The organism is Flavobacterium macacae, from assembly GCF_003865365.1.
GTDB lineage: Bacteria > Bacteroidota > Bacteroidia > Flavobacteriales > Flavobacteriaceae > Flavobacterium > Flavobacterium macacae.
Window position 1 is genome coordinate 1 of the sequence record NZ_RQVR01000007.1, and the last position, 15,490, is coordinate 15,490.

Genomic DNA, 15,490 nt, shown 5'->3' on the forward strand with positions numbered 1-15,490 from the left:
TTATTTCCTGACGGCAGGTTATGTCTTCCAGCTTTCAGAAAGCGTGAAGTTCAAACCTTCGGCCATGCTTAAGTCTGCCTTCCAAGCGCCAGCCTCACTTGACGCATCTGCCAATTTCCTTTTCAACGAAAAGTTTGAGATCGGTGCGACTTACAGGCTTGACGACTCTTTCGGAGCGATGGTCAACTATGCGATCACGCCCAACCTGAGAATAGGATATGCATATGACCACATCGTTTCTGACCTAGACGTTACCACGCCTTCGTCACACGAGGTTATCCTGCTTTTCGACTTGAACTTCCCGAAAAAGGTTTCACGTTCACCAAGATATTTCTAACCTAAAAGCGACACAGTACAATGAAGAAAATATATATCACACTAAGCCTGCTTGCAGGGATGTCCCTTGCGGCTCAGAACAAGGACACCGAGAAGGCAGACAAGCTTTTCTTGAGGTTCGAGTATGTCGACGCGGCTGCAGAATACCAGAAGCTTGTTGACTCGGGCAAATCAGACGCCTACGTTTACAGACAGCTTGCGGACAGCTATTATAACGTTTACAATTCAAAGGAAGCGATCAAATGGTATGCCAAGGCAACAGAAAGCACCCAGGATTCAGAAACTTATTTCAAGTATGCCCAGATGCTGAAAGCAGAAGGGAAATATGAGGAGGCAAACGTCCAGATGAAGAAATTCGCTGGGTTGGCTCCCAATGACCAGCGTTCTGTAGAATTCATGAAAGACCCGAACTACCTTCCGAAACTGAAGTCCCAGACCAAGCTTTTTGATGAAGTGGCCTTGGGCATCAACAGCGGCAGTTCTGATTTCGGGGCAGTGCTTACGGATGACAACACGATTTATTTTGCGAGTTCCAGAAACAAGTCCAGAAAGACTTACGGATGGAACGAGGAGCCTTTCCTTGATCTTTATACGGCTACCTACAATGCCAACGGCACGTTCAGCGAGCCGGTAGCGGTAAGCGAGCTGAACACGAAATTCCATGACGGTCCTGCCAGCGTGAGCGCCGACGGGAACACGATCTACTTTGCGAGCGAAAGCTTCAAGGAAGAGGATTTCGAGAAAGACAAGAAGAACAAGCTGAAAGTGGGCCAGGTGTACCTTTTCAAGGCGACCAAGGACGGAAGCAAATGGGGCAACGTGAAAGCGCTTCCCTTCAACAGCAAGGACTATTCGGCAAGCAACCCGAGCCTGTCTAAAGACGGCAAGACGTTATACTTTTCGTCAAACATGCCGGGATCTTTGGGTGGCAACGACATCTGGAAGGTAGCTGTCAATAGCGACGGAAGTTTCGGGACGCCAGAAAACATGGGCCCGAAGGTAAACACTCCCGGCAACGAGAGCTTCCCTTTTATTACAGAAGACAACGTGCTTTACTTTGCATCAGACGGCAGAAAGGGACTTGGAGGATTGGACGTTTTCCGCATCGACCTTTCAAAAGGATCAGAAGCAGAGAACCTTGGCGAGCCGGTGAACACATCAAAAGATGATTTCGCCTTCTCCTTCAACAAGACCAAGAACGTAGGTTTCTTCTCCAGCAACAAGACTGGAAAAGATAAGATCTACCAAGCAAATCCGGTTTGCCATATAGAAATTGTCACGCTCGTAAAAGATGCCAAAACAGGTGCTGTTTTAGCAAATTCAAAAGTTTCTGTTCTTGATGACAAGAAAAATGTTATTGAAACGAAGGTTTCTGGAGCTGACGGAAAAGTGACGTACAACGCCGATTGCAATAAAGCATTTATGATTCAAGTGGCAAGAGATGGTTATGAAAGCAACAGTTTTCCGGTGGCGAAAACGAATGGCGGTGTTGTAAATGTTACGGCTGATCTGCAGCCTATCGAAACGATTGTTAAAGAAGATGTTGTGGTGTTGAACGATATTTATTTTGAATTCAATAAATCAAATGTTACTAAAGAAGGTGCGTTTGAATTGGACAAATTGGTTCAAGTATTGAACAAATATCCAAATATGGTTGTTATGGTTAAAGGCCATACGGATAACAGAGGAAGTGACAGCTACAACATGAGCTTATCAGACAGAAGAGCGAAATCATCGGTGCAATATATTCTTTCAAAAGGAATTGCGAAAGCAAGAATTTCAGGAAAAGGGTATGGCGAAAGCGAGCCTAAAGTGGACTGCAAAGAAAACTGTACTGAAGAGGAACACGCACAGAACAGAAGAAGTGAGTTTATTATCGTAAAAAAATAAGAATTTGATTATTTGTTTTAGTTAGAACGAAAAAGCAGCCGAAAGGCTGCTTTTTTTATGGATTCCTATTGGTAAAGGCAAAGATTGGAAAAGCCAGCAAGTATTCAAATGGATTGCCGATAGCCCCGATTGGCGGCAGTAGCCTTTTTTCCCGGGGTTCGGGGAAAAGCTACTGCAGAAAGCGGGAATATGGATGGTTGGAAATGCCTAAACTTTCGCTTCTAAATAAAAGAAATTTATCTTCCCCAGATTTCGCTTTCAATGATCATTGGCAAAACGACGCCGATGACAAAGGCGGACATCACCAGTGTCCAGTCGCGTTTTGAAAAACGGAAAACGGTTTGCACGATGTAAGATAAAATGAGCACGATTAAAACGACAATGATTTGTGCGGCTTCGATACCGAGCGCAAATTCTAATAACGGCAAGAGTTTGGCTGTGGCGTTTCCGGGCAAAATTGTGTTGAAATAATTTGAAAACCCCAATCCGTGGATGATTCCGAAGAAGAGCGTGACGAGAGCAATAAAGCTGATGCTTTCTTTTTTTGAATTTTTTCCGGCGGTAAAAAGATGGAAAACGGCGGTTATCAAAATGGTTATGGGAATTAAAAATTCGACCAAATTGACTTTTATCTGTATCAATCCGTACACTGAAAGAAGCAATGCCATGGTGTGGCCAACGGTAAAAAGAGTTACCAGTAATAATACTCTTTGCCAGTCTTTAAAGGCGTAAGGAATGGTTAATGCGATTAAAAATAAGACATGGTCGTAGGCATTGATGTCTAAAACGTGACGCAGTCCGGTGTTGAAATAGATCCAGAATTCTGACATAGTATTGTGTTTTTTTTGATTGGGATTCCAAACTTACGATATATTTTTAAAACACTTAATTTGTGTTAATAAAAGTGAAGATTTTGTATCGTTAAAATGGAAATAGGATTATATTTGCAAAAAAATATACTTATGTCAATTTCAGATTTATTTGATAGCGGGTTTAAAAATAGAAATAAGGGCCACTTTGCTTCTATTGTGAGAGTTGCAATGGAAAACGGGCATTTGAGCGAAGAAGAAAGACACTTCTTAGACAAATTAGCGAACCAATTGGAAATTTCTCCGGAAGAATATTCAGAGATTCTTGCCAATCCGATGCGATACCCAATTAATCCTCCGTACTTGCACACGCAAAGATTGGAGCGTTTGTATGACTTGTCAAGAATGGTTTATGCAGACCACGTACTTGGGCCAAAACAAAAAGAGATTTTGACGCGTTTTGCATTGGCTTTAGGTTTTACGCCAGGAAACGTGCAATACATTACTGATAAAGCATTGTCATTGCTTGTCTTGGGTGTTGACTTAGATACTTTTCTTTTTGAAATGCAACACATGAACAAATAATAGCAGAAACTATTGATATAAAAAAAGCTCCGAAATATCGGAGCTTTTTTGGTTTTTGGTGGTTTGGTTTATTGGTTGTATTATAAATTGTTATTGGCGTTTTCCATAAACTCTTCTGCTTTTTCAACCATATTTTGGCTGCCGCAGAAAAAAGGAACGCGCTGGTGTAATTCCGTGGGCTGGATTTCCATGATTCTTCCAAAACCGTCAGATGCTTTTCCTCCGGCTTGCTCTGCCAAAAATGCCATAGGATTGCATTCGTATAAAAGACGCAGTTTTCCGCTTGGGGCTTTTGAACTTGTCGGGTAAATATAAATTCCTCCCTTGATCATGTTTCGGTGAATGTCAGAAACCAAACTTCCAATGTATCGTGAAGTATAAGGCCTGTCGCCTTCTTCAAGCTGGCAGTATTTGATATAATCTTTTACGCCCTGCGGAAAATGCACATAATTCCCTTCGTTTATCGAATAGATATTGCCATCTTTAGGGAACTGCATGTTTGGGTGCGAAAGATAAAAAGTTCCGATCGCTGGGTTTAAAGTAAAACCGTTTACGCCGCGGCCTGTGGTGTAAACCAACATTGTGGAAGTGCCATAAATGACATAACCCGCAGCAACTTGATTCACGCCAGGTTGTAAGAAATCTTCTATCGTTACTGGAGTTCCAATAGGTGTCACCCTTCTAAAAACTGAAAAAATTGTTCCAACCGATACATTTACGTCGATATTTGAAGAACCGTCAAGCGGATCCATCAACACCACATATTTGTTATTGTGGCATTCGTCTTTTCCTTTGATCGTAATAAAATCATCGCTTTCTTCAGAAGCAATACCGCACACGATTTCTCTATTGATTAAAGTTTGGATAAAAGTGTCATTGGCAAAAACGTCTAATTTCTGCTGGTCTTCGCCTTGAATATTTTGTGCGCCAACAGCGCCAACGATATCCACCAATCCGGCTTTGTTTACTTTGTAATTAACGACTTTTGCCGCCAATCGAATGGAATTGATTAATCGGGATAATTCTCCTGATGAATATTGAAAGTCTTCCTGCTTTTCGATAATGAACTCGCCTAATGTCTTATTTCTTTCTTCCATTTACTATAACGTTGTAGTTGTTTTGCAAATATCGTTTTAAAATTCAATTATTCTATTTCCAAATAAACATTTTTAAGGCTAAACCAAAATAAATTTAAAACATAATATTATATTAATGGTGCGTTTTGATAAATAAAAACAAATGATGTGTAAAAATATATTTTATTTATTATTTTTGTCGGATTATTATGTTTTAAAAGAAAATTCACGAATGGATGCAGTACAAAGTGGAAAATTATTTTCGAAAATTTAAGAAATTAAAAGACCCGTCCGCTTAATCGATTTCATCTTTTAATATCTTAGCCAAAAAAGAGCAACAAGGTCTGTCTGTTGGTTATAAAGTCAGGAAGAGCTTTCTGAAAAAAATAAAACTTCGTTTCGAAATTATAAAAAAAATAAAAAATGGTTATCCGAAAAGGAACTAAAGAAGATATGCCGGCAGTTTTAGACTTGATAAAACAGCTGGCTTTATTTGAGAAAGAACCTGATGCTGTGGTGATTTCAGCGCAAGATTTGGTCAGGGACGGTTTTGGCGAAACGCCGATGTTCGGTACATTTGTAGCCGAAGTCGAAAATGAAATTATTGGCGCGGCCTTGTTTTATTTTCGCTATTCTACTTGGAAAGGAAAAACCATCCATTTAGAAGATTTGATTGTAACCGAAAACAAGCGTGGAACCGGAGCCGGTTTTGCCCTGTATTCAGAAGTTATTAAGGAGGGAAAAAGGCAAAATGTTCGCAGAATTGAATGGAATGTTTTAGACTGGAATGAACCTGCAATTCGGTTTTATGAAAAATCAGGAGCCAAAGTTTTTGAGGATTGGCGAACAGTTCAAATGGACGAAAATGCCATTAATGAATTTTTAAAAAGATAAAGTTACCGCATTTCAGAGGTCAAATCTGGAATCTTAAATCTGAAATCAAAGAATGAGAGTATTTAAATTTGGGGGTGCTTCGGTAAAAGATGCCGAAGGAATTAAAAACGTCTATAGCGTTTTACAGCAAGTGGGTTTTGATGATGTTTTGCTCGTGGTTTCGGCAATGGGAAAGACAACCAATGCGCTGGAAGCTGTCATAAAGAACTATTTTGAAAAATCACCAGAGTTGCAGTCCTCGGTTCAAGATGTCAAGAAATACCACAACCAAATTCTCTTGGATTTATTTGATGACGAAAAAAATGACGTATTTACGGCTTTTAATTGGTTGTTTTCAGATTTAGAAAGTTTCTTGAAAAACAATAAATCGCCGAATTATAATTTTGTGTATGACCAAATTGTAAGTTTTGGAGAAATTATTTCGACCACCATTATCAGCCATTATTTCAACTTTGCAGGTATCAAAAATCAATGGCTTGATGTCCGGAATTTTATTAAAACAGATACGACGTACCGTGATGCGATCGTTGATTGGGATCAAACGCAAGCCTTGATTTCAAAAAACGTCAAAAAAAATGTCTTGAATATCACGCAAGGATTTTTGGGTTCTGACGAAAATAATTTCACCACAACATTAGGAAGAGAGGGTTCTGATTACACGGCGGCGATCTTTGCCTATTGCTTAAATGCGGAAAGTGTGACGATCTGGAAAGACGTTCCAGGTGTGATGAATGCAGATCCCAGATATTTTGAAAATGCCACTTTGCTCAACCAGATTTCTTATCGTGAAGCCATTGAATTAGCGTTTTATGGTGCCACCGTAATTCACCCAAAAACATTACAGCCGTTGCAAAGAAAGGAAATTCCGTTGTTTGTAAAATCATTTTTGAATCCGTCTTTGCCAGGAACAAGTGTCAGCAAAGGAGCCGATTTAGAACCGCTTTTGCCGTGTTTTATCGTGAAAAGAGACCAGCTTTTGATTTCGCTTTCGTCGATTGATTTCTCTTTTATTATGGAAGAAAACATCAGCGAAATCTTCGGACTTTTTTACCAATATAAAATGAAAGTGAGCTTGATCCAAAATTCAGCCATTAGTTTTTCGGTCTGCATTGAAGATAAATTTGGCAATTTCAACGACTTAAAAAATATACTTTCAAAGAAATTTAAAGTGTCTTACAATGAAAATGTCTCGCTTTACACGATTCGCCATTTTAACGAAAAAGCGCCAGAAATGGTCGAAAAAGGCAAACAGGTTTTGCTAAAACAAATCAGTCGCGAAACGATGCAGATTGTAACTAAAGACGCGGAGTAAAGTACAAATACAAAGAAAAGGAGAATGTAAAAGTTTTCCTTTTTTATTTAAAAGTTATTCGGACGAAAACGTCCGAAATTTTAATTTTATAAATACTACTTTTGACCTTTCCGAGTTATAGTATTTATGTTTAAAAAACTGCTCTTCTTGTTTTTAATCGGCTTTGTTTCTGGGCTTTCCGCTCAGGAAATAAAATCGCCGTACAAGAATAAGAAAATTGCAGTTTCAAGAGACACGATTCAGCTCGACAGCGTGAGCATCAACAAGTCTTTTTTTAGGCTTCAAGATGCACTTGGAAACGATATTGACACCACTTTTTATAAAGTCGATTTCCAAAAAAGTCTTCTTATTTTTAAAAATAATTTTAAAACGGAAGATTCTTTGAATGTAAGGTATTTTGCATATCCCGAATATCTTACCAAAGAATACAGCATTTATGATGACAGCCGTGTGGTTTCTAACGAATCTGGAACTGGCAATTTATACAAAGTTTCCCGCGACCCCATTTCTACCTTCAAGCCTTTTGACGGATTAAATACATCGGGAAGCATTACGCGAGGCATTACGATCGGGAACAATCAAAATTCGGTGGTTAATTCCAATTTAGATTTGCAAATTACCGGAAAAATTTCAGACAAGGTAAGTCTTCGCGCTTCCATTCAAGACAGCAATATTCCCTTGCAAGAAGGCGGTTATTCTCAAAAGTTAGATGAATTTGACCAAATCTTTATTGAACTTTTTGCCGAAAAATGGAACATTCGGGCCGGAGATTTGTTTTTGGAAAACCGCCAATCCCGCTTTTTGAATTTCAATAAGAAAGTGCAAGGTTTGGCTGCTAATTTTAATTTTGGAACTCCAGAAAAAAAGACAAATATTTTTGCGTCGGCGGCTTTGGTCAGAGGGCAATATGCCAAAAGTACTTTCGTGGGTCAGGAAGGAAATCAAGGTCCGTATAAATTACAAGGTCCCAATGGCGAGTTGTATATTTTAGTAATTTCAGGTTCTGAACGTGTTTTTGTCAACGGAATTTTATTGACGCGTGGCGAAAATAAAGATTATACCATCGATTATAATGCAGGAGAAATTATTTTCACCTCGCTTTTCCCGATTACCTCAGAAATGCGAATTAATGTCGAATACCAATATTCTGATAGAAATTATACGCGTTTTGTGACCTATGCAGGCGCTACGCACGAAGAAGAAAAATGGAGCATCGGCGGTTATTTATATTCTGAAAATGACGTAAAAAATCAACCGTTGCAACAAAATCTTTCGGCAGAACAAGTTGCGATTTTAAAAGAAGCTGGAGATGATTCTGCGTTGATGACTGCTCCTTCGGCTTATATTGATTCTTATTCTGAAAATAAAATCTTGTATAGAAAAACTCAAATTTCGGGTGTTGAAATTTATGAATTTTCAACGGATCAGGAGGAAGAATTGTATAACGTAAGATTTACTTTGGTCGGTGCCAATCAAGGAAACTATACGTTGGCAAATTCAGCAGCGGTCGGTAGAATCTACCAATATGTTGCTCCGTTAAACGGAATTCCGCAAGGGAATTATGAGCCGATTGTACGATTGGTGGCCCCCACAAAAATTCAGATTGCAACCGTTATGGCGAAATACAAACCCAGTGAAAAAACGCTGGTTGATTTTGAAATTGGAATCAGCAATAATGATTTGAACTTGTTTTCTTCGGTTGCAGATAGCGATAATTCAGGTGTTGCCGGAAGAATTTATGCCAAACAACGATTGCTTTCAAAAAAATGGGAAATTGACGCCTTTGCCAATTATCAATTTGTGCAGAAAGAATTCAAAACCATCGAGCGATTATTTACCATAGAATTTGATCGGGATTGGAATTTAGTAAATCCATTGGGAAACCAAAGCTTGTTGATTTCTGGAGCCAATTTTAATCTTCCGGGAAAAGGTTCAGCCAAATATCAATTGGAGAAATTAGATTTTTCTGAAAGTTTTTCAGGATCAAGACACGTGGTTGACGGACTGTTTCGGTTTAAAAATTTGATGATCCAAAATTCAGGAAGCATTTTAAAAAGCGACAGCGATTATTCAGAATCTATGTTTATCAGAAATCAATCACAAGCCCGATATCACTTCAATAAAAACTGGGTTGGCGGTTCTTTTCGATTGGAAGACAATGAAGAAAGATTAAAAGAAACCAACCAGTTTTCTGCTTTAAGCCAAAGGTTTCACGAATTTGGAGCATTTGTTGGGCGAGGGGACAGCACTAAAGTTTTTGTGGAATTAGGTTATTTGCAACGTTCCAACGACAGTTTGGTCAACGGATTAATTCAGAAAGTAAATACATCAAATTCCTATTATTTGAAATCAAGATTGTTGAAAACAGATAAAAGCGATTTGTCTTTATTTGTAAATTATCGTAACCTGAAATTTGAAGATTCTGAAAGAAAAAATGAACCTTCGTTAAATTCGAGATTGCTTTACAATGATCGTTATTTTGACCAACTGATTCAAGTTACCACGGCTTATGAAACGACTTCAGGAACGATTCCGCAACAAGAATTCACCTATTTAAAAGTGGAAGCGGGACAAGGAATTTATGTTTGGATTGATTACAATAACAACAATATTCAAGAATTGGAAGAATTTGAAATTGCCCAATTTTCCGACCAGGCAGAATACGTCCGGATTTTTCTTCCGAATCAGATTTTTATCAAAACGCATCAAAATAAGTTTTCCCAATCGGTTATTTTGAATGCCAATCAATGGCAGAACGAAAAAGGATTTAAAAAGTTCTTGTCGTATTTTTACAACCAGACTTCCTTTTTGATTGATCGAAAAATCATTCGTGGCAACGCTAATTTCGATCTTAATCCGTTTTCAACCAGCGATGATGATTTATTAGGGTTAAATTCGAGTATTCGAAATAGTTTGTTTTACAATCGGGGCAAGCAAGACCATTCGGTGACTTTGACTTATTTGCGAAATCGCGCCAAAAACTTGCTTTCTGTAGGTTCTCAAGAAAATAATAATCGTTCGTACCAATTTCAATATGCGCATCTTTTGAAGAAAAGCTGGCTTTTTGGTTTGGTAGGAAAAACGATTGAATCAGAAACCATTTCGGAAAATTATGCCAGCAAAAATTTTGAATTAAACGGCTATCAATTGGCTCCAAAAATATCTTACTTGTTTTCAAGAAATGCAAGCTGGGATTTATTTTATGAATACCAAGACAAGAAAAACCAGATTAATGATCTGGAAACGTTGCAACAGCATCGCTTCGGAACGTCTTTTACTTACAATTCAGAAGCAAAATTAACTATGAACGGCGAATTTTCGTTATACCAAAATGATTTTGCAGGAGATGAATTGTCGCCAGTTGCGTATCAAATGCTTGAAGGTTTGCAAGCCGGACAAAATTTAACTTGGAGATTGTTAATTCAAAAAAATCTGACGCAATATCTTGATGTCAATGTGAATTACCAAGGAAGGAAAAGCGAAGAGAGCAAAACGATCCATACCGGAAGCGTTCAGTTAAGAGCGTATTTTTAACATAGATAATTATTAAAATATAGTATATTTGGAATCTAAATATTTAAAAACTAACAATGAAAACTAAGATATTTTTAAGTTCACTTTTGGCAGTTTCACTTTTTATGGTTTCTTGCCAGAAAAAATTACAGCCACAAGAAAGTGCTGAACCAACCGAAGCAGCTGTAATTGATGCTTCATCTCAGCAAGTACCGACTGCTCAACCAGGAGCAATGCCATCTGAAGCGCCAGCAATTACACAACCAGGACAGCCAGGACAGCCAACAACAACGGCTCCAGGAATGAATCCTCCACACGGAGAACCAAACCACAGATGTGATATTGCTGTTGGAGCGCCATTGAATTCGGCTCCAAGTAAAAATGCTGCACCGCAAAATCCAACGCCAGCACCATCACCAATCCAAGCGCAACCGCAAATGCAACCACAAGCTACTGCACCAGCAGGAGTAACGGCTCCGGGGATGAATCCGCCACACGGTCAACCAGGACATAAATGTGAGGTTGCTGTAGGAGCGCCGCTTCCAAAATAATTTTTACAGTTTAAAAATAAAAAAGAGCAATTACATTAGTAGTTGCTCTTTTGTTATTAGCATTCATTATAAAATTAAAATCATTTTATCCATTCTGGTGCTTCGCCCAAATACTTCCAGTTTTTTCTTTAAACTTCGCCGATGAAATTAATTTGATCAAAAAATTTCATCGGCGAAATGGCTTAATTATTTCTTTTTCTTAAAACTTGGATTAAATGAAAAACCTAGGATAAAATAGCCCGTTCCGTCTTGATTGTTGGAATAAATATAGTCGTTTGTGTTTTCGCCTCTTTCTGAAACTCTAGAATTGAAAACCGTCGCCAATCCGGCTCTAAAACTACCAATAATTGAAGGGCTGAAACTGTGTTCGTACTTCAAGCCACTGTTGATTTCGATCGTTCGGTAATCGTATACTTTTGCAAAACCCGATTGGTTGACATAGGTGTAAAATCCGTTAGTGTTCAACTCACTTCCTAAAGAAAGCCTGCCATCTTTGAACAAATCTCTTTTAAACATCAAACGCTGTGGTAAAATAAAATCCATTGTCCAAGGCGAATCTTTAAAGCGGTGTTCCCACATAAAAGTTGGCGTAGCAGGAACCGGAGATGTTGGATCAACCAGCACAATCAAACCCAGTCCAATTGTGGTTCTTTCTGTTTTCTTTAAAATAACTGTCGCTCCAAAAAAACCTTTGATTCTTTCGGCGTCTTTTTCAGTTCCATCCACAATTAAACTGGCATTGTAAATAAAAGGCTTGTTGAATAATTTCGAAAAATAGGTAAAACTCAACGCTCCAGATAAATAGTGATAATTGTATTTTTTATCATAAAGCGGGATTGAATTATCGACACGATTGGCCACATCATTTACTTCAAAAGCTTCGTATCTGTAACGCAATGAAGTGGTAATGTTCCATTTTGGCTTCATAATTATCGGAAGATTGGCACTCGCGCTAAAACGATAATGGTTTTTAATTTCGCCTTCCTCAAACGGAGCGTCAAACAATTCTGAATCAAAATCGGTTGGCAAATAGTGCTGGTATTGCACATCAAAAAGGCGTGCTGACGGGAAACGATTTGTCACTGCTTTTCTAGTGTTTTCTTTCAGTTTTTGGTCTTCTTCTTTTTCTTCTTGGGCATTTGTAATCGTGCATATAAAAGCGGTTAAAAGCAGAAACTTTAATTTCATTGGTTGTTGATAAGGGTTATTGTTTAAATTTTATCTGGAATGTTTTTTCCTAAATATGGTTCCAAAAACTTTTTTCGGAGCACTTCACCAATCGGAATTTCGGTGGATTTTTATAAATGGTAGGGTTGCCAAAGAAATCAATGCAACTGCTGTTGACCAGATATGATCGACATAATCTTTTTGTATACGATTCGTTTTTAAAATCTAAAGGTAAAACTTTAATTGATAATAAAGAAAATCGGTTCCTTAAATGTAATTCACTAAAAAAATATTCTTTTTAAGCTGGTGATTATGATCAAAATACCAACAAATAGCATCATCGGTTTCGTCGGAATTTTATTTGCCATAAAAGCGCCAATCGGTGCAGCAATAACGCCTCCAATAATTAATCCTAATATAACCGACCAATGTGTAAATCCAATGGTGGCGATAAAAGTAAAGGAGCTCGCCAATGCAACAAAAAACTCGGCTAAATTTACAGAGCCAATCGTGTAGCGCGGGTTTTTTCCATTGGCAATTAAAGTTGAAGAAACAATTGGTCCCCAACCGCCACCGCCTATAGAATCTAAGAAACCACCCGCTGCCGCAAGTGGAAATAAACGTTTTACTTTTTTGCGGCTTCGCTTTTTTTGCAAGGCTTTTCGAATGATTATAATTCCCAAAATCAAAGTATATGCTGAAACAATTGGCATAATGTATTGGTTGTAATCTTCCAAGCTTGTCAATAAATAAGCGCCCAAAATGGCTCCGATAACACCCGGAATTAGCAGGTTTTTAAATAGTTTTGAGTTTACATTTCCAAATTTCAAATGCATTAATCCCGAAACGCCGCTGGTAAAGACTTCAGAAGCGTGGACGCTTGCGCTCGAAACGGCAGGACTCATCCCAAAGGACAGAAGAAAACTTGTGGCAGTAACACCATAAGCCATCCCTAAAGCACCATCGATCAATTGTGCCACAAATCCGGCAAGGATGAAAAGAAGGATATTTTCGTCTAAGTTATCTAAAACGCTGGTTCCCATTCTTCCAATTTCTTCCGGAGAAATAAAGCGCCCCAAGAAATAGGCGGTGAGAAGCAAAGCCGGAATGCTCAAACCATAAATCCAAAACCGGATGTTGCTGATTTTTAAGCGTCCCGTTTTTTCTACATAAGGTTCTGTCAAAGAAAAGTCGCTTAATTGCGGTTTTCCTGCCAAATAAACCGGCAGTTTTTTTTGCTTTGCGATTTCTCGTAGGGCTAGATTTTCAGCATCAGAATCTAAAGCAAGAATCACGAAATCGACTTCGTCTAAATCGTTTATGGTAAAAGATTTGTTGCTGGTTTTTATATGCGGAAATTTCCCCAACACTTTTGAAAGCGATGGGGAAATTTTATCTGAAAGTAATGTTATTGACGCTTTTGGATACAATTTTAAAACCATTTCGGTTTTTTTCAGTGCCATTTTTCCGCCACCAACAATTAAAAATCGAGCCACTTCTGCCTTCAAAAAGACCGGAAATACAGTTTCACTCATTAGTATGTTTTAGTTCTGAATGCATAGAACTTTTAGGTGAAAAATAATTTAAAAAAGACCTTCGGTAGAAAGATAACGTTCGCCCGTATCGTAATTGAAAGTCAAAATAATAGCGTCGTCTGGCAATGTGGCCGCTTTCTTTGCTACAGCGGCAAGTGAAGCTCCCGTTGAAATTCCAACCAGAATACCTTCTTGATTGGCACTTTTTCGAGCATATTCAAAAGCTTCTTCTTTGCTGATTTGAATGACTTCGTCAATGGCGTTTGAATGATAATTTGCTGGGATAAATCCGGCACCAATTCCTTGAATCGGATGCGGTGCAGGAGAACCGCCACTTAAAACCGGAGACAATTCTGGCTCCACAGCAATCACTTTCAGGTTTGGATATTTTTCTTTTAAAACTTCAGCTACGCCCGTGATGTGACCGCCCGTTCCCACGCCTGTAATCACATAATCCAATCCTTCAGGGAAATCCGCAAGAATTTCTTGAGCGGTTGTTTTTTTATGAACTTCAATATTCGCAGGATTTTCAAATTGTTTTGGCGACCACGCTTTTGGGTTTTCTGCAGTCAATTCTGCCGCTCTTTCGATGGCACCTTTCATTCCTTTTTCACGAGGCGTCAATTCAAATTCAGCTCCATAAATTTCCATCAGTTTTCTGCGTTCGACAGACATTGATTCTGGCATTACCAAAATCACTTTGTACCCTTTTACAGCGCCAACCAAAGCCAAACCAATTCCAGTATTTCCAGATGTTGGCTCAATGATTACGCTATCTGGCGACAATAATCCTTTTGCTTCAGCATCTTCAATCATTGCCAAAGCAATGCGGTCTTTGATGCTGTTTCCTGGATTGTTTCGTTCTAGTTTGATCCAGATATTTTTATTGTCTCCGAATAATTTATTGATTTTTACCACAGGTGTTTTTCCGATGGTTTCTAAAATGTTCTGTGCTTTCATAATTTTTAAATATTAAATTAAGAATTCGTTTATATACTAAAATTCAAAGCTTCCGGAAAAACCGTCTTGCTTTTTATGATGATTTCGCTTTTATGAAAAACCAATGATTCTGCCGGAATAGAGTTGGTGATCCAAACATTTCCTCCGATAACGGCGCCTTTTCCGATAGTCGTGTTGCCCCCTAAAATGGTAGCATTCGAATAAATGATCACGTCATTTTCAATCGTAGGATGGCGTTTTTTTTCCGCTTTGTCTTTGCTGACACTTAAAGCGCCAAGCGTTACGCCTTGATACACTTTCACATCGTTGCCGATAATTGTGGTTTCGCCAATGACAACGCCGGTTCCGTGGTCGATGAAAAAACGTTCGCCAATTTTAGCACCGGGATGAATGTCGATTCCGGTTTTGCTGTGCGCAAATTCTGAAATCAATCTTGATAAAATCAGGGCTTTTTGTTTCCATAATTTGTGCGAAATTCGATAAACCGTTATGGCAAAAAATCCGGGATAAGCCAGCAAAACTTCGTTGCGGGATTTTGCTGCGGGATCAAATTCCAAAATCGCTTTTAAATCGTCAGAAAGCAATTTGTGTATGGCATTTATAGTTTCAAAAAAATCTTCTGAAATTTGAGATGCCTTGTCAGAAGAAATTGAGGATTCTTCCAGCAAAGTTTTCAAAAGCAGTTTCAGTTCGTTTTCTTTTTCTTCAAAAAACGTGTAATTCACATATTCCTTTTCGCTACAGAAAAGCCAATTTGACAATTCATTAATCCAATATTTTGCTTCTTTTCTGTTTAAGAAAATTCGCTTTTGATGGAAATTTGCTTGGTAAAGTGATTTGTTTTTTGACATAATTGAAACCG

13 protein-coding genes are annotated in these 15,490 nt (G+C 38.4%); 7 read left to right on the forward strand and 6 right to left on the reverse strand.

The annotated features are described in order from the left end of the window. Positions 1 to 337, forward strand: a 337-nt coding sequence (locus EG849_RS07280; RefSeq protein ID WP_125012420.1) for a type IX secretion system membrane protein PorP/SprF, incomplete at its 5' end; no start/stop codon positions are given. A gap of 20 nt (positions 338 to 357) precedes the next feature. Beyond that, positions 358 to 2,226, forward strand: a complete 1,869-nt coding sequence (locus EG849_RS07285) for an OmpA family protein (RefSeq protein ID WP_125012421.1) — start codon at positions 358 to 360, stop codon at positions 2,224 to 2,226. A gap of 236 nt (positions 2,227 to 2,462) precedes the next feature. Here the strand turns inward: EG849_RS07285 and EG849_RS07290 are convergent, their stop codons facing one another. Next, positions 2,463 to 3,056, reverse strand: a complete 594-nt coding sequence (locus EG849_RS07290) for a HupE/UreJ family protein (protein ID WP_125012422.1) — start codon at positions 3,054 to 3,056, stop codon at positions 2,463 to 2,465. A gap of 132 nt (positions 3,057 to 3,188) precedes the next feature. On the opposite strand from EG849_RS07290, the gene EG849_RS07295 reads away from it, so the two are divergent. Then, complete coding sequence (locus EG849_RS07295) at positions 3,189 to 3,620, forward strand: tellurite resistance TerB family protein (protein ID WP_125012423.1); 432 nt, start codon at positions 3,189 to 3,191, stop codon at positions 3,618 to 3,620. An 80-nt stretch (positions 3,621 to 3,700) separates the two neighbouring features. Here the strand turns inward: EG849_RS07295 and fbp are convergent, their stop codons facing one another. Then, complete coding sequence (gene fbp / locus EG849_RS07300) at positions 3,701 to 4,717, reverse strand: class 1 fructose-bisphosphatase (RefSeq protein WP_125012424.1); 1,017 nt, start codon at positions 4,715 to 4,717, stop codon at positions 3,701 to 3,703. 402 nt (positions 4,718 to 5,119) lie between these two features. On the opposite strand from fbp, the gene EG849_RS07305 reads away from it, so the two are divergent. From EG849_RS07305 to EG849_RS07320, 4 genes are all read left to right on the forward strand, one after another. Next, a complete protein-coding gene (locus EG849_RS07305) occupies positions 5,120 to 5,590 on the forward strand; it encodes a GNAT family N-acetyltransferase (protein WP_125012425.1) in 471 nt (156 codons plus the stop codon). 52 nt (positions 5,591 to 5,642) lie between these two features. Continuing rightward, positions 5,643 to 6,902, forward strand: a complete 1,260-nt coding sequence (locus EG849_RS07310) for an aspartate kinase (RefSeq protein WP_125012426.1) — start codon at positions 5,643 to 5,645, stop codon at positions 6,900 to 6,902. A gap of 126 nt (positions 6,903 to 7,028) precedes the next feature. Beyond that, on the forward strand, positions 7,029 to 10,436 hold the full coding sequence (locus EG849_RS07315) for a hypothetical protein (protein WP_125012427.1): 3,408 nt from the start codon (positions 7,029 to 7,031) through the stop codon (positions 10,434 to 10,436). Positions 10,437 to 10,492: 56 nt separating this feature from the next. Continuing rightward, entirely contained in the window at positions 10,493 to 10,966 is a 474-nt protein-coding gene (locus EG849_RS07320) for a hypothetical protein (protein ID WP_125012428.1), read from the forward strand. A 186-nt stretch (positions 10,967 to 11,152) separates the two neighbouring features. On the opposite strand, the gene EG849_RS07325 is transcribed toward EG849_RS07320, so the two are convergent. The 4 genes from EG849_RS07325 to epsC all read right to left on the reverse strand — a co-directional run bounded on the left by EG849_RS07325 (position 11,153) and on the right by epsC (position 15,479). Beyond that, a complete protein-coding gene (locus EG849_RS07325; protein ID WP_125012429.1) occupies positions 11,153 to 12,154 on the reverse strand; it encodes a hypothetical protein in 1,002 nt (333 codons plus the stop codon). Positions 12,155 to 12,414: 260 nt separating this feature from the next. After that, positions 12,415 to 13,668 carry a TSUP family transporter gene (locus EG849_RS07330; RefSeq protein WP_125012430.1) on the reverse strand — a complete coding sequence of 418 codons (1,254 nt, stop codon included), beginning with the start codon at positions 13,666 to 13,668 and terminating at the stop codon, positions 12,415 to 12,417. A 48-nt stretch (positions 13,669 to 13,716) separates the two neighbouring features. Then, positions 13,717 to 14,628, reverse strand: coding sequence for a cysteine synthase A (gene cysK / locus EG849_RS07335; RefSeq protein WP_125012431.1), 912 nt, complete (start codon positions 14,626 to 14,628; stop codon positions 13,717 to 13,719). Positions 14,629 to 14,657: 29 nt separating this feature from the next. Next, the gene (epsC, locus tag EG849_RS07340; RefSeq protein ID WP_125012432.1) at positions 14,658 to 15,479 is read right to left on the reverse strand and encodes a serine O-acetyltransferase EpsC; all 822 of its coding nucleotides are present in this window, start codon (positions 15,477 to 15,479) and stop codon (positions 14,658 to 14,660) included. Between the last annotated feature and the right edge of the window lie 11 nt (positions 15,480 to 15,490).

What these genes read in the sequence shown, in the direction of transcription:
- EG849_RS07285 (WP_125012421.1), top strand. Translation starts at nt 358, where the DNA reads ATGAAGAAAATATATATCACACTAAGCCTGCTTGCAGGGATGTCCCTT.
- EG849_RS07290 (WP_125012422.1), bottom strand. Translation starts at nt 3,056, where the DNA reads ATGTCAGAATTCTGGATCTATTTCAACACCGGACTGCGTCACGTTTTA.
- EG849_RS07295 (WP_125012423.1), top strand. Translation starts at nt 3,189, where the DNA reads ATGTCAATTTCAGATTTATTTGATAGCGGGTTTAAAAATAGAAATAAG.
- fbp (WP_125012424.1), bottom strand. Translation starts at nt 4,717, where the DNA reads ATGGAAGAAAGAAATAAGACATTAGGCGAGTTCATTATCGAAAAGCAG.
- EG849_RS07305 (WP_125012425.1), top strand. Translation starts at nt 5,120, where the DNA reads ATGGTTATCCGAAAAGGAACTAAAGAAGATATGCCGGCAGTTTTAGAC.
- EG849_RS07310 (WP_125012426.1), top strand. Translation starts at nt 5,643, where the DNA reads ATGAGAGTATTTAAATTTGGGGGTGCTTCGGTAAAAGATGCCGAAGGA.
- EG849_RS07315 (WP_125012427.1), top strand. Translation starts at nt 7,029, where the DNA reads ATGTTTAAAAAACTGCTCTTCTTGTTTTTAATCGGCTTTGTTTCTGGG.
- EG849_RS07320 (WP_125012428.1), top strand. Translation starts at nt 10,493, where the DNA reads ATGAAAACTAAGATATTTTTAAGTTCACTTTTGGCAGTTTCACTTTTT.
- EG849_RS07325 (WP_125012429.1), bottom strand. Translation starts at nt 12,154, where the DNA reads ATGAAATTAAAGTTTCTGCTTTTAACCGCTTTTATATGCACGATTACA.
- EG849_RS07330 (WP_125012430.1), bottom strand. Translation starts at nt 13,668, where the DNA reads ATGAGTGAAACTGTATTTCCGGTCTTTTTGAAGGCAGAAGTGGCTCGA.
- cysK (WP_125012431.1), bottom strand. Translation starts at nt 14,628, where the DNA reads ATGAAAGCACAGAACATTTTAGAAACCATCGGAAAAACACCTGTGGTA.
- epsC (WP_125012432.1), bottom strand. Translation starts at nt 15,479, where the DNA reads ATGTCAAAAAACAAATCACTTTACCAAGCAAATTTCCATCAAAAGCGA.